This is a genomic window from Planomonospora parontospora (assembly GCA_014647935.1).
Taxonomy (GTDB): domain Bacteria; phylum Actinomycetota; class Actinomycetes; order Streptosporangiales; family Streptosporangiaceae; genus Planomonospora; species Planomonospora parontospora.
In genome coordinates this window covers 163758-176731 of record BMQD01000014.1, presented here as the reverse complement: position 1 = coordinate 176731, position 12974 = coordinate 163758, and the positions used below count along the sequence as shown (strand labels likewise).

Below are 12974 nucleotides of genomic sequence, written 5' to 3'. Positions count from 1 at the left end.
CCGCGGTCCTACAGGGCCTGGGCGGCGATGTCGGTGCGGTGGTGGGAGCCGCGCAACTGGATGCGGCCGACCAGCTCGTAGGCGGCGGCGCGGGCCGCGGCGACGTCGGGGCCGGTGCCGACCACGCTGAGCACGCGCCCGCCGGCCGAGACGACCCGGCCGTCGGCGCCGGCGGCCGTGCCGGCGTGCAGGACGTAGGCGCCCTCGACCTTCTCGTCGAGGCCCTCGATCACGTCGCCCTTGACCGGGTCGGCCGGGTAGCCCTCCGCCGCGACCACCACGGTCACCGCCGCGCCGCCGCGGTAGGACAGGGGGCCGAACGCCTCCAGCGTGCCGGTCGCGCAGGCGAGCAGCAGCCCGGCGAGCGGCGTCTCCAGCCGGTCCAGCACGACCTGGGTCTCCGGATCGCCGAACCGCGCGTTGAACTCGATCACCTTCGGGCCGCCGGCGGTCAGCGCCAGGCCGACGAAGAGCACCCCGGTGTACGGCGTGCCGCGCCGGGCCAGCTCGGTCACCGTCGGGATGACCGTCTCGGCCATGACCCGCTCGGCCAGGTCCTGCGGGGCCCACGGCAGCGGCGTGTAGGCGCCCATGCCGCCGGTGTTGGGACCGGCGTCGCCGTCGTAGGCCCGCTTGTGGTCCTGGGCGGGCATCAGCGGCACGGCCGTGGTGCCGTCGCAGAGCGCGAAGAGCGAGACCTCGGGGCCGTCGAGGAACTCCTCGATGACGACCCGCCCGCAGGCGGCGGCGTGCCGGAGCGCCTCGTCGAGGTCGCCGGTGACCACCACGCCCTTGCCGGCGGCCAGCCCGTCGTCCTTGACCACGTACGGCGCGCCGAACTCCGCGAGGGCCGCGGCGGCCTCCTCGGGGGTCGCGCAGGTGCGGGAGCGGGCGGTGGGCACGCCCGCGGCGGCCATGACCTCCTTGGCGAAGGCCTTGGAGCCCTCGATCCGCGCGGCCTGCGCGGACGGGCCGAAGCAGGGGATGCCCGCCTGCCGTACCGCGTCGGCGACGCCGGCGACCAGCGGGGCCTCGGGGCCGATCACGACCAGGTCCGCCCCCAGTTCCACCGCCAGCCCGGCGACGGCGGCCGGGTCGGCCGGCGCCACCGGGTGCAGGGTCGCGACCTGCGCGATGCCCGCGTTTCCGGGAGCACAGTGGACCTCGGCGACCTGGGGGTCTGCTGTCAACGACCGGCACAGGGCATGCTCACGCCCGCCGGATCCAATCACAAGAACGCGCACGCGCGAGAGCCTATCGGCCCCGGCGCCCGTCACTCCGTCCACAGGCTGTGGACGGAGCGGTGCGGGCGGCGGGGATTCCCGGGTCGCGCCTGATCGTTCATGAAGGCGGGGGTAGGGTGGAGGTCGTTCCCCCGTCCTGTGGTAGATTTGGGCGGCTTTGCATGTCTCTTACCGATTGGAGGTGGTTCGGGATGTCCTCTGGCGATCCCAGCAGTACGTGCTCGCGCACGGGGTCGTGCGCAATCTCGACCATTTCTTCAATCGGTGCCCGATCTGCCTCGCGCGCATTTCGTTTGAACTGAGGTGACATCGCTTCGCGCGTGGATGGTGTCAGGTCGGGCGGGAAAGGCATGTCATGCGTTCTTCGCTCCTTTTTCCCCGCATTCGGCACGTACGCACGGTCCGTGCGCCCCACGCTCCCTCCGTCCCGGTCCGTGACCGCTTGAACGGCACCTGCGTCCCGCCGAGCGACTCCCTCGTCGAGTACGCCGCCTACGTCGGCGGCAGGCGGATCGAGGCCCTCGGCATCCCGGACGCCCTGGAGCTCGTCCGCGCGCACAACGCCGCCCAGGAGAAGGCCGACGCCTTCGTCTGGGTCGGGCTGCACGAGCCCGACGCCCCCGAGGTCGAGTGGCTGGCCGAGGTCTTCGACCTCCATCCCCTCGCCGTCGAGGACGCCGTCAAGGCTCACCAGCGGCCCAAGGTCGAACGCTACGACGACTCGCTCTTCGTGGTGCTCAAGACCGTCGCCTACCTGGAGCACCCGGAGCTGACCGCGACCAGCGAGATCATCGGCACCGGCGAGATCATGGCCTTCGTCGGCCCCGACTTCGTGGTGACCGTGCGGCACGGCCGCTACTGCCCGCTGGCGGAGGTCCGCGAGCGGCTGGAGGCCAAGCCCAAACTGCTCGGACGCGGCCCGACCGGTGTGCTGCACGCCATCGCCGACCACGTCGTGGACCGCTACCTGCACGTGGCCGACGACATGCAGGCCGAGCTGGAGGAGGTGGAGGCCATGGTCTTCGCCGACGTCAGCGCCCGGGACATCAGCCGGATCTACAACCTCAAGCGCGAGATGATCGAGCTCAAGCGGGCGGTCACCCCGCTCCAGTCGCCGATGTCCACGCTGGCCCAGCGCCGGATGATCCCCTCCGAGATGCGCGAGTACTTCCGCGACGTCGTCGACCACCTCGCCCGGGTCTGCGAGCAGGTCGAGTCGTCCAACGAGCTCTGCAACTCGGTGCTGCAGGCGGCGCTCGCCCGCTCCAACGCCCTCGCCAACGAGGACATGCGCAAGATCTCCGCCTGGGTCGCCATCATGGCCGTCCCCACGATGATCGCCGGGATCTACGGCATGAACTTCGATCACATGCCCGAGCTCGACTCCGTCTTCGGCTACCCGGTCGTGCTCGGCGTCATGGTGATCGCCTGCACGCTGCTCTACCGGGGTTTCCGCCGCAACGGCTGGATGTAGTCCCGGGCGGGGCCCCGCCGCACCGCTCCCGGCCCGGACGGTTCTCAGGCCGTCCGGGCCGGGGACGGTCCTCCGCGCGGCTCCCGGACGGCGCGGCACGCGGTGACCGGGGCGGGCAGGGGGAGCCCGCGCCCGGCCCAGAGGGCGCGCATCCGGTCGGGGTAGTCGGTGACGAGCCCGGCCGCGCCGAGGTCGAGCAGGGCCGCGGCCCGGTCCGGCTCGTTGACGGTCCACGGGACCACCGGCAGTCCGGCGGCGGCCGCCCGCCGCATGAACTCCTCGTCCACCATCACGTGCTCGGGCGAGACCGCGGTGCCCCCGGCCGCCGCGGCGGCGGCCGGGACGTCGCCGCCGAAGTCCGAAAGGAGCAGGCCGTCCAGCCAGACGCTCTCCAGGGTGTCCAGCTCGATCAGGGCGTAGCGCCGCGCCGCCGGGGCCAGCTCCCGCGCGATCCGCAGGATGCGCCAGTCGAAGCTGAGGATCGCCGTGCCGCCGAGCCTGTCGTGCCGGTCGAGCTCGGCGACCACCAGCTCGGTGAACTCACGCGGATCGGGGGTGAGGTCCGGCCGGGTCGGGTCGGACTTGAGCTCCACGTGCAGCCGCACCCCGTCGGCGCCGTAGGCGTCCACCAGGCCGAGCACCGCCCCCAGCGTCGGCATCCGGGTGTGCGGCACCGGGACCTGCGTCGCGGCGAAGCGGTCGTCGGGGCGGAGCGGCAGCCGTACGCCGCATTCGAGGGTGCGCAGCTGCGCCAGCGTCAGCGCGCCGACGGGCCTGCCCACGTAGGGGAAGAGCGGGTCACCCGCCCGGGCCGGGCCGGTGTCGGCGCTGGTCACCGGGGAGACGGTGAGGTCGTGGGTGAGCACCAGCCGCCGGTCGGCCGTCAGCGCGACGTCGAACTCCAGCGCGTCGACGCCCAGCTCCAGAGCGTGGGCGAGCCCGGGCAGCGTGTTCTCCGGGCGGAGCCCTCGGGCCCCGCGGTGACCGTGGATCTCGGCATGCACACCGGGACCCTACCGAGCGGGGCGCCCGGATGGCTCCCCGCCGGGGTGCGTTCTTCCCGGCGGCTCCGCCCCGGCCGCCCCTCCCGCGGTGGCCGTACGGCTCCGCCCGGGGCGCGGAGCCGTACGGGGACGGGTCCGGGCCGGCGGGCGGAGCCGTACGGGGTGCGGGGCCGGATCGGCGGGCGGAGCCGTACGGGACGGGTCAGATCAGCGGGCGGAGCTGGAGGGTCTCGGTGCGGCCGGGGCCGACGCCGATGGCGGAGATCGGGGCACCGCTCATCTCCTCCAGGGCCCTGACGTAGGCCCGGGCGTTGGCGGGCAGGTCGTCGAAGGACTTGGCGCCCGTGATGTCCTCCTGCCAGCCGGGGAACTCCTCGTAGACCGGCTTGGCGTGGTGGAAGTCCGTCTGGGTCATCGGGATCTCGTCGTGGCGCACGCCGTCCACCTCGTAGGCCACGCAGACCGGGATCTTCTCCAGGCCCGAGAGCACGTCCAGCTTGGTGAGGAAGAAGTCGGTGACGCCGTTGATCCGGGTGGCGTAGCGGGCGATCACCGAGTCGAACCAGCCGCAGCGGCGGTTGCGGCCGGTGGTCACGCCGTACTCGCCGCCGGTGGTGCGCAGCCAGTCGCCCATCTCGTCGGTGAGCTCGGTCGGGAACGGGCCCGAGCCGACCCGGGTGGTGTAGGCCTTCAGGATGCCGATCACCCGGGTGATGCGGGTCGGCGGGATGCCCGCGCCCGCGCAGGCGCCGCCCGAGGTCGGCGAGGAGGAGGTGACGAACGGGTAGGTGCCGTGGTCGATGTCGAGCAGGTTGCCCTGCCCTCCCTCCAGCAGCACGACCTTGTCGTCGTCCAGCGCCCGGCTCAGGATCAGCGAGGTGTCGGCGATGTGCGGCTTGAGGCGCTCGGCGTAGCCGAGGTACTCCTCCAGGACCTTGGCCGGTTCGAGCGACCGGCGGTTGTAGATCTTGGTGAGGATCTGGTTCTTCTCGCCGAGGGCGACCTCGATCTTCTTCTGCAGGATGCCCGGGTCGAGCAGGTCCTGGACCCGGATGCCCATCCGGTAGATCTTGTCGCCGTAGGCCGGGCCGATGCCGCGGCCGGTCGTGCCGATCCGGGCCTTGCCGAGGTAGCGCTCGGAGACCTTGTCGAGGGCCTTGTGGTGGGGCATGATCAGGTGCGCGTTGGCGGAGATCAGCAGGCGCTCGGAGGAGACCCCGCGGGCCTCCAGGCCCTCGATCTCGCTCAGCAGCACGCCCGGGTCGATGACGACGCCGTTGCCGATCACCGGGACGACGTTCGGCGACAGCACCCCCGTCGGCAGTAGGTGCAGGGCGTACTTCTGGTCGCCGATGACGACCGTGTGGCCCGCGTTGTTCCCGCCCTGATATCTGACGACGTAGTCAACCTTGTCGCCGAGCAGGTCGGTGGCCTTACCCTTGCCTTCGTCGCCCCACTGGGCGCCGAAGAGAACGACAGCCGGCATCGTTAGTCTCCCACCACAAAACGAAACCCCTGGCGCAATCGCGACAGGGGCTCTTGCGAGGAGAGAATACCCGACGGGCCGCGGAAGGGGGATCTCCCCTCCCGCCGGAGGGGGATCCCCCGCGTCCGGACCGGGCGCGGACCCCGTTCGGACCGGGTCCGGGCCGGGTGCCGCACCGGGTCCGGATCAGGCGCGGACCCTGTCCGGTCAGGCGCCGCGCCGCGCCGCGTCGGGTCCGGACCGGGCGCCGGAGCGGGCGGGGCCGGACCCGGAGCAGGCCGGGCCGGGCCCTCAGCGGCCGGTCAGCGCGGCGTGCGCCTCGGCGCTGGAGTCCTTCAGGAAGGTCATGCAGCGCTCGGCCTCGTCCTTCTCCCCGATGCTCTGCGCGGCCCGGGCCAGGGCGTACAGGCAGCGCAGGAACCCGCGGTTGGGCTCGTGCTCCCAGGGGATCGGGCCGTGGCCCTTCCACCCGGCGCGGCGCAGCTGGTCGAGCCCGCGGTGGTAGCCGGTGCGGGCGAACGCGTAGGACGTCACCGCGTGCCCCGACGCGAAGTACTCCTCGGCCAGGGCGGCCCAGGCCGCCGGATGGGCGGGGAAGCTCGCGGCGACGTCGGACGCCTTGGCGCCCGAGGCCAGGGCCTCCCGGGCCTCGGGCAGGTCCGGCAGCAGGGTGGGCGGGGGACCGGCGAGAAGGTTCTCGTGGGATTCCATTGGTTTCTCCGGCGCGTCCGGCCCGCTCGGTGAGCGGGCCGGACGCGCCGTCCCTCCTCTTCGAGGTCTCGTCAGCCCGGAACGGCGGGCGGGCGCCGGTGGGCGCCCGCCCGCCGCCGGGCCGAGGGGGTGGGGCGGATCAGGTGAGCTTGGTGCCGGCGGACTTCAGGTGCCGGCAGGCCTCGGCGACGCGCGCCGCCATGGAGGCCTCGGCGGCCTTGCCGTACGCGCGGGGGTCGTAGGCCTTCTTGTTGCCGACCTCGCCGTCCACCTTGAGCACGCCGTCGTAGTTGGCGAACATGTGCGCGGCGATCGGGCGGGTGAAGGCGTACTGCGTGTCGGTGTCGATGTTCATCTTGACCACGCCGTAGGAGATCGCCTCGTGGATCTCCTCCAGCAGCGAGCCGGAGCCGCCGTGGAAGACCAGGTCGAACGGCTTGTCCTTGCCGAACTTGGCGCCGACGGCCTCCTGGATGTCCTTCAGGACGCTCGGGCGGAGCTTGACGTGGCCCGGCTTGTAGACGCCGTGCACGTTGCCGAAGGTCGCGGCGAGCATGTAGCGGCCCTGCTCGCCGACGCCCACCGCCTCGGCGGTCGCGATCGCGTCCTCGGCGGTGGTGTAGAGCTTCTCGTTGATCTCGCCGACGACGCCGTCCTCCTCACCGCCGACGACGCCGATCTCCATCTCCATGACGATGTTCGCGCGGCGGCACTTGTCGAGGAGCTCTTTGGCGATCTCCAGGTTCTCCTCCAGGGGTACGGCGGAGCCGTCCCACATGTGGGACTGGAAGAGGGGGTCCTGGCCCCTGGCCACCCGCTCCAGGGAGACGTCGATCAACGGCCGCATGAAGCCGTCCAGCTTGTCCTTGGGACAGTGGTCGGTGTGCAGCGCGATCGTCACGGGGTATTTCGCCGCGACGACGCGGGCGTACTCCGCCAGCGCCGTCGCACCCGTCACCATGTCCTTGACGGTGGTGCCGGACAGGAACTCGGCGCCGCCCGTGGAGACCTGGACGATGCCGTCGCTCTCGGCCTCGGCGAAACCGCGGAGCGCGGCGTTCAGGGTCTGGGACGAGGTCACGTTGATCGCCGGATAGGCGAAACCGCCGGCCTTGGCGCGGTCGAGCATCTCGGCGTAGACATCTGGGGTCGCGATAGGCATCGGTTCAACTCCCTGGAAGACGGCAAGCGCGGATCGGCCGGGCCTGGCGGGACCCTCGCGGGACACGGCCCGACGGCCAGTATTCCTGTTTACGCCCCGCCCCGGTAGCTTCGCCACTCCTTGATCCCTGCGGATCCGTCCGCCCGGACGCCGGGCCGCCCGCCTCCGGCGGCGGGGCCCGCGGTCTCCGGGGCGGGGTCCGCGCCCCCGGGCGACGGTGCCGCTCGTGGTGCCGCTCGTGGGGCCGCTCGTGGGACCGCTCGTGGGACCGCTCGTGGGACCGCCGCTCCTGCCGCTACCCTCCAATGTGTGGGACGCCACAGGTCCGACCCGATGGGCATCGCCCGCCTCGCCCTCGCCGGGCTCGCGGTGCTGGCCCTGCTGTTCCTGATCGCGCTGGGCGGCAGGTCGCTGATCGGCGCGCTCGGCTCCGAACCCGCGTCCTCCGCCTCGGCCTCCGCGCCCGCCCCCGCGACCGGAGCCCCCTCCGCCACGCCCGCCCGGGTCCCCACGGTGCTCGTCGAGTGCGCCGAGGAGCACTGCCCCACGGTCTTCCTGAAGGTGGCGGGCGGCGACGTGCTGCTCAACCGGGAGATGGCCCGCGGCGAGCAGGCGCAGGCCTTCGACGACAAGGTGGACGTCGTGCTGACCGACGCGTCCACGGTCCGCGTCCGGGTGAACGGCGTCGTGCGCCCCCCGGGCGGGGCCGGGGGGCGGCAGGAGTTCACGGCCGTCCGGGAGTAGGCACGCTGCTCTCCCGGCTTCCGCGACCCCGGAACCTCGGAATGCCACGATCCCGGAACCTCGGGACCCCGGAATCCCGCGACCACGGAACCCTGGGATCCCGAGGTCTCGGGGCGGCTCAGGACAAGCCCAGGTCCTCCAGCGTGTAGGCGGTGCGGTACGGCAGGCCGGCCCCGGTGATGGCGGAGGCCGCCCCCCGGTCCACGATCGTGGCGACCGCCACGACCTCGGCGCCGGCCTCGCGGAGCGCCTCCACGGCGGTCAGCGGCGACCCGCCGGTCGTGGAGGTGTCCTCCACCGCCAGCACCCGCCGCCCGCCGACGTCCGGTCCCTCGATCCGGCGCTGCATCCCGTGCGCCTTGGCCGCCTTGCGGACCACGAACGCGTCGAGCGCGCGGCCCCGCGCCGCCGCCGCGTGCAGCATGGCCGTCGCCACCGGGTCCGCGCCCAGGGTGAGTCCGCCCACGGCGTCGTAGTCGAGGTCGGCGGTGAGATCCAGCATGACCCGGCCGACCAGCGGAGCCGCCCTCCCGTCGAGGGTCACCCGGCGCAGGTCCACGTAGAAGTCCGCCTCCTTGCCGGAGGACAGCACGACGCGGCCGTGCACGACGCCCTTGCTCTTGATCTCGGCCAGCAGGTTCTCACGATCGCTCATGACACCAAGGTTAGGGCCGCCCCCGGCGGCGCCTCCGACCCGGTCGCAGGCAAAGCCGCGACTTCGGTTTAGCCGTCGTGCGGACTGCGGAATGTATGGGCGCGACGACTGTAGGTAATCGTGAGGTCACAATGAGTGTTGAATCGTCTCAAGGCGACGCCGAGTTGCTCGCCGCGACCCGGAACGGGAACGCGGCGGCCTACGGCGGCCTCTACGAACGGCACGCGCCGGCGGCGCGCGCCCTGGCCCGGCAGCTCGTCCGGAGCGCGGCCGAGGCCGAGGACGTCGTGGCGGAGACGTTCACCAGGATCCTGGACCTGACCCGGCGGGGCGGCGGCCCCAAGGAGGCCTTCCGGGTGCACCTGCTCACCGCGGTCCGCCGTACGGTCTACGACCGGGAGCGGCGCCGTACCGCGAGCGGCGAGGTGCCCAAGGGGGAGGCGGAGCTGTTCGACCCAGGGGTGCCCTTCGTCGACCCGGCGCTGATCGGCCTGGAGCGCTCGCTGGTCGCCCGGGCCTTCCTGTCGCTGCCCGAGCGCTGGCAGTCGCTGCTCTGGCACGTCGAGGTGGAGAAGTCCGGGCCCGTCGACGTCGCCCCGCTGATCGGGCTCCCCGCCGACGAGGTGGCCGAGCTCGTCGGCAGGGCGAAGGAGGGGCTGCGCCAGGCCTGCCTGAAGGTGCACCTGTCCGGAACGCCGCGGAAGGGGTGCCGCCCGTCGTTGTCGAAGATGGGCGCCTACGTCCGGGGCGGCCTGGTCAAGCGGGAGACCAGGCTCATCGACCGGCACATGGACGACTGCACCGACTGCCGGGCCGTGTTCATGGAGCTGACCGACGTCGACCGGGGCCTGCGCGTCATCGTCGGTCCCCTCATCGCCGGACCGGTCCTGGACGGATACCTCACGGCGCTGGGCAAGTCGGGCGGCGCGCCCGGGTGCGGCCTCGTCACCGGCCTCGGCGCCCTCGGCGGCGCGGCGGGCTGGGCGCGGCGCGCCTCCCGCGGGCGGCAGCAGGCCGTCGCGGCGAGCGCGGCCGTCATCGCGCTCGGCACGGCGACGGCGCTCGTGCTGGTGACCTCCGGCGACCCGGCGCTCCTCCGGCCGGCCCCGGGATCCGTCCCGGTGCCTACACCGCCGCCGATCATCGCGCAGCCCGAGCCCCTCCCCGCCGGGCCGGAGCCCTCGGCGGCCTCGCAGGGGAGCACGCCGGTGCCGCCGCGGCCCTCCACGGCGCCCCCGGCGGAGCCGTCGCACGCTCCCGCGACCTCCCGCGCCCCCGGGAGCCCGCGGCCGCCCGTGACCGCGCCGCCCTCCGGGAGCGCGCGGACCGGGGCTCCGGCGCCCGCCCGGCCGGTGCGGGCCGCGCCCCGCGAGGCGCCGAGCCCCGCGCACCAGCGGGGGAGGATCGGGACGGCCGTCCCGCGCCTGGTCGCCGGGATCGAGGTGCTCGGCGCGCTGGTCAGGGCCCAGCCGGGCATGGTGGCCGTACGGCTGCGCAACGCGGGCCTGGGCGGGAGCCGCGAAGTGGTGGCCCGGATCGGCCTGCCGGACGGGGTGACGATGCTGACGGGCGGGAGCCGGGCGAGGCCCGCCGCGGGCGGGTCCGTCGGCACGGTGGACGGGTGGTCCTGCCGGCCCGCGGGCCGGCACGTGCGTTGCGCCCGCGGCCCGCTGGCCCCCGGTCAGGCGACCTCGGTCTTCCTCCGGGTGAAAGCCGCGCCGACGGCGGCCCTGGACGTGCCGCTCTCGCTCCGGGTCGGCGGTGGGGGCGAGCCGGTGAGCGCGGAGTCGGAGAGCGGGGTGCGGGCCTTCGGGGCCCCGGCCCGCTTCGCCGCCGAGGGCAGGGTGGTCACCGCCGCGATCGGCAACACCCTCCTGACCCGGGCGCCCACCGGCCGCATGTGCCGGGCGGTGCGGTCGCGGGACGGCGACGAGCGCGACAACGACCAGGCGCCCATGCGGCTCTTCGACCGGGACGGGGACCCGTCGACGAAGAGCTCCAGCGCCGCCCGGCTGGACCTGCCCGGCCGCGGCAGGGTCGTCTGGGCCGGGCTCTACTGGTCGGCGAGCGCGCCCGCCGCCGGGCGGGTGAAGTTCAGGGCCCCGGGGAGCACCGGCTACACGCAGGTGAGCGCCACGAACGTGGTCGAGCGGGTGCTGCCGTCCGGCCGGGCATATCAGGCGTTCGCCGACGTGACCGGGCTGGTGCGCAGGCTCCGGGGCAAGTACTGGGTGGCCGACGTCCCCCTCCGGGCGGGCGTCTCGCGGCACGCCGGCTGGAGTCTGGTGGTCGTCGCGGCCGACCCGCGCCGGCCGTACGGCCAGGCCGTGGTCGTCGACACGGCGGTCCTGGTCGGGGCGGGCACGCCGGTGCGCCTGCCGCTCGACGGGCTGGCCCGCGGGGCCGGGCCCGCGCAGCTGGACGTGGTGGCCTGGGAGGGCGACGCCGATCTCCGCGGCGACCGGGTGAGCGCGGGGGCGGGCCCGCTCCGGCCCGAGGGCGGCGACCGGAACCCCGACAACCCCTTCGACGGCTCGTCCACGGGGTCGGTGGGGGTCGACCTCACGCCGGGAGTGGACGTCGACCGCTTCCACGCCGTCCTGGGGCGGAATCCGGTGCTCAGGCTGAGCACCCGCCGGGACTCGGTCCTGTTCGGGGCGGCGGCCGTGACGGTGCAGACCCGTTCGTGATGAACGGCCTCTATAAAGGGACAAACTGGTACGGTCGGCGTGAACGCTCCGGCGGGCGGTCGGTTGCGGGTGGAATCGTGGGGATTCGCCCTCAGCGGCTCCGTTGCTTTACTACCCTGGAGAAGGCCCACCTGTCCGGCCTTTCGGGGCGTTTTCAAGCGTGTCCGAGCCGTAGGGCCGGGCGACGTAGGAAGGGCGGTGTCGCGTGGATCGCTGCGCGCTGTTCGTGGACGCTGGCTACCTGCTGGCAGACGGAGCGATGGCCGCGCACGGGACCCGGCATCGCGAGGCCGTCTCGTGGGACTACACCGGCCTGCTCCGGCTGCTCAACGAGCTGTGCCGGGAGCGCACCGGCCTGCCGCTGCTCCGCTGCTACTGGTACGAGGCGACTGTCGAGGGCCGCCACACCCCCGAGCACGACACCCTGGGCGACATCCCGGGCCTGAAGCTCCGGCTCTCGCGCATCCGGCCCGGCCGCCGGGAGGGCGTCGACGCGCAGGTCCACCGCGACCTGATGACGCTCGCCCGCAACAACGCGATCTGCGACGCGGTCGTGATCAGCGGGGACGAGGACCTGACCCAGGTCGTCTGCGACGCGCAGGACCTGGGGATCCGGGTGACGCTGGTGCACATCGCCGCCGACGGGGGCTGGGGCGTGTCCCGCTCACTCCGCCAGGAGTGCGACGACCTGATCGAGATCGGCGGCGGTCACCTGCGGCCATACGTCAGCCTGCTCTCCGGGGCCGGTGAGGCCTCCTCCGCCCCGGGGGCCCTGGGCGCCGCGGGCGCCGCCGTGGCGCTGAGCCACGCGGTCCCCCCGGGCAACGGATCCCGCGCCGGTTATGAGATCTCCCCCGGCTCCGGTTACGGGATGTCCACCGGGAACGGCGTCCGGCCCGGCTACGAGGCGGTGGCGGGCAACGGGTCCGCCGCCGCGAACGGGGTCGCCTCCTCCGGGAACGGGACGTCGCCGGACGGTTCCGCGCCGCTGAACTACGGCGGGGCCACGCCGAGCAACGGAGTGCCGTCGCACCGGGGCATGCCGTCCGGCAACGGCGCCGGCCACGGCGGCGGGCACGGTGGCGGGTCTGGTGGCGGGTCTGGTGGCGGGCACGGCCATGACGCGGGCAACGGGGTCCCCCCGGCCGGCGGGACTCCGTCCGGAGGCGTCTCCCCGGACGGCGCCGCGCCGCAGAACCGGCCTTCCCATGGGAGCCCGTCGCAGCCCGCCTACCCGGGCTACGCCCAGGAGTCCCCGCCCACCTCTCCGGCTCCGGCCGTCTCCGCCGCCTCCTCGGGATCGCAGCCGGGACCGCACCACGGCTCGACCGGTTCGATGCCCGCCGTCCCGCCGTACGGTTCCGGTAACGCCGGCGGCACGGGCGGGGCGCCGGGCTACCAGCTGCCCACCCCCTACACGGGACCGCAGCCCACGGCCTCCCAGTCCCAGCCGCAGGCGCAACCGCAGCCCATCGGGCCCTACACCGGCCCGCAGGCCGCCCCCGTGTCGGTCAACGCGGCGGCCGGCGGTACGACCACGCTGGCCGACGCGGTGAAGGCGGCGCACAAGGAGGGCCACGACTTCGGCGAGTCCGTGGCCAAGGACGCCCCGGCCCTGTGGCTCGAAGCCGTCCTGGCCCGCAAACCCCGCATGCCCTCCGACCTGGAGGCCCGCCTCCTGCAGGGCTCCTCGCTGCCGATCGACTTCCTCCTGCACGACGAGGTCCGGCACGCCCTGCGCCGCGGTTTCTGGGACGCCCTGGAGCGCGCTCGCCACTGACCGCGGAAATGCGGCCGGTCCTTC

Annotated in this window: 10 protein-coding genes; 4 read left to right on the top strand and 6 right to left on the bottom strand. The window is 73.9% G+C overall.

The genetic code is table 11. The annotated features are described in order from the left end of the window. Positions 1-8: 8 nt before the first annotated feature. Positions 9-1244, bottom strand: a complete 1236-nt coding sequence (gene purD, locus IEZ07_RS22290; protein ID WP_191896496.1) for a phosphoribosylamine--glycine ligase — start codon at positions 1242-1244, stop codon at positions 9-11. A gap of 355 nt (positions 1245-1599) precedes the next feature. On the opposite strand from purD, the gene corA reads away from it, so the two are divergent. Next, positions 1600-2718, top strand: coding sequence for a magnesium/cobalt transporter CorA (gene corA, locus IEZ07_RS22285; protein WP_068897975.1), 1119 nt, complete (start codon positions 1600-1602; stop codon positions 2716-2718). Between the two features lie 44 nt (positions 2719-2762). Here corA and IEZ07_RS22280 read toward each other — a convergent pair whose 3' ends face one another. From IEZ07_RS22280 to fbaA, 4 genes are all read right to left on the bottom strand, one after another. After that, entirely contained in the window at positions 2763-3722 is a 960-nt protein-coding gene (locus IEZ07_RS22280) for a glycerophosphodiester phosphodiesterase family protein (protein WP_191896495.1), read from the bottom strand. Positions 3723-3924: 202 nt separating this feature from the next. Continuing rightward, the gene (locus IEZ07_RS22275) at positions 3925-5208 is read right to left on the bottom strand and encodes an adenylosuccinate synthase (RefSeq protein WP_191896494.1); all 1284 of its coding nucleotides are present in this window, start codon (positions 5206-5208) and stop codon (positions 3925-3927) included. A gap of 291 nt (positions 5209-5499) precedes the next feature. Continuing rightward, entirely contained in the window at positions 5500-5919 is a 420-nt protein-coding gene (locus IEZ07_RS22270) for a DUF3151 domain-containing protein (protein WP_068897981.1), read from the bottom strand. A 139-nt stretch (positions 5920-6058) separates the two neighbouring features. Beyond that, positions 6059-7081 (bottom strand): class II fructose-bisphosphate aldolase, encoded by a 1023-nt coding sequence (gene fbaA / locus IEZ07_RS22265; RefSeq protein WP_191896493.1) that lies wholly within the window; start codon positions 7079-7081, stop codon positions 6059-6061. 309 nt (positions 7082-7390) lie between these two features. Here fbaA and IEZ07_RS22260 point away from each other — a divergent pair, with 309 nt between their 5' ends. Next, positions 7391-7825: a hypothetical protein gene (locus IEZ07_RS22260; RefSeq protein ID WP_191896492.1), complete on the top strand. Its 435-nt coding sequence runs from the start codon at positions 7391-7393 to the stop codon at positions 7823-7825. A gap of 118 nt (positions 7826-7943) precedes the next feature. Here the strand turns inward: IEZ07_RS22260 and pyrE are convergent, their stop codons facing one another. After that, the gene (gene pyrE / locus IEZ07_RS22255) at positions 7944-8480 is read right to left on the bottom strand and encodes an orotate phosphoribosyltransferase (protein ID WP_191896491.1); all 537 of its coding nucleotides are present in this window, start codon (positions 8478-8480) and stop codon (positions 7944-7946) included. Positions 8481-8611: 131 nt separating this feature from the next. Here pyrE and IEZ07_RS22250 point away from each other — a divergent pair, with 131 nt between their 5' ends. Both IEZ07_RS22250 and IEZ07_RS22245 read left to right on the top strand, forming a co-directional pair. Then, on the top strand, positions 8612-11170 hold the full coding sequence (locus IEZ07_RS22250; protein ID WP_191896490.1) for a sigma factor: 2559 nt from the start codon (positions 8612-8614) through the stop codon (positions 11168-11170). Positions 11171-11375: 205 nt separating this feature from the next. Beyond that, complete coding sequence (locus IEZ07_RS22245; RefSeq protein ID WP_191896489.1) at positions 11376-12950, top strand: NYN domain-containing protein; 1575 nt, start codon at positions 11376-11378, stop codon at positions 12948-12950. Positions 12951-12974: the final 24 nt, after the last annotated feature.

Excerpts from the sequence above, each read along its gene's own strand:
- IEZ07_RS22250 (WP_191896490.1), top strand. The coding sequence starts at position 8,612 with ATGAGTGTTGAATCGTCTCAAGGCGACGCCGAGTTGCTCGCCGCGACC.
- IEZ07_RS22275 (WP_191896494.1), bottom strand. The coding sequence starts at position 5,208 with ATGCCGGCTGTCGTTCTCTTCGGCGCCCAGTGGGGCGACGAAGGCAAG.
- corA (WP_068897975.1), top strand. The coding sequence starts at position 1,600 with ATGCGTTCTTCGCTCCTTTTTCCCCGCATTCGGCACGTACGCACGGTC.
- fbaA (WP_191896493.1), bottom strand. The coding sequence starts at position 7,081 with ATGCCTATCGCGACCCCAGATGTCTACGCCGAGATGCTCGACCGCGCC.
- IEZ07_RS22270 (WP_068897981.1), bottom strand. The coding sequence starts at position 5,919 with ATGGAATCCCACGAGAACCTTCTCGCCGGTCCCCCGCCCACCCTGCTG.
- pyrE (WP_191896491.1), bottom strand. The coding sequence starts at position 8,480 with ATGAGCGATCGTGAGAACCTGCTGGCCGAGATCAAGAGCAAGGGCGTC.